We start from the raw sequence: 483 nt of genomic DNA, 5'->3' as shown, positions 1-483 counted from the left end.
CCGGCGGCACAGCTCCACCCCGCCGCGGTCGCTGATCACCCACTCGGCCTCCTCCGCGTCGCACTGCACGACCACCTCCTTCCCCCGGTTCACCCACCCCACGTAGACCTTGCCGTGGTACAGCCCGACCTTGCCGCTGCCGTCCACCCGCCGCGCCACCGGCACGCCCGCCAGGTGCGCCAGCACCCGGCCCCACGACCAGTTCGCCCGCTCCCACGCCGGGTCGTAGGGCCGCCCCGAGTGCCCCAGCCCCGGGTACGCCGCCGCACGCGAGGCGAACCCGGCGTGCGGGTACGACTCCCGCTGCACCCGGTCCTCCTCGTCCAGCCGCCGCTGCAGCTCCTCCGTCGAGCCGCACCGCTCCGGCTCGGCCCAGGCCTTGGCCAGCCCCTGGCTCCGCTCCACCACGCCGTTGTCCTGCGGCGTCCGCGGCGGGATCCAGATCACCCGCAGGCCCAGCCCGATCAGCCATGCCGCCAGCGG

At 76.0% G+C, this 483-nt stretch carries 1 pseudogene; it reads right to left on the bottom strand.

The features are described 5' to 3' along the window. Nucleotides 1–483 (bottom strand): annotated as a pseudogene (locus G6O54_RS37065) (hypothetical protein); the annotation flags it as partial.

The organism is Aquisphaera insulae, from assembly GCF_011064615.1.
GTDB lineage: Bacteria > Planctomycetota > Planctomycetia > Isosphaerales > Isosphaeraceae > Aquisphaera > Aquisphaera insulae.
Note: the sequence above shows the minus strand (reverse complement) of the source record. Positions and strands in the feature narration are given on the sequence as shown.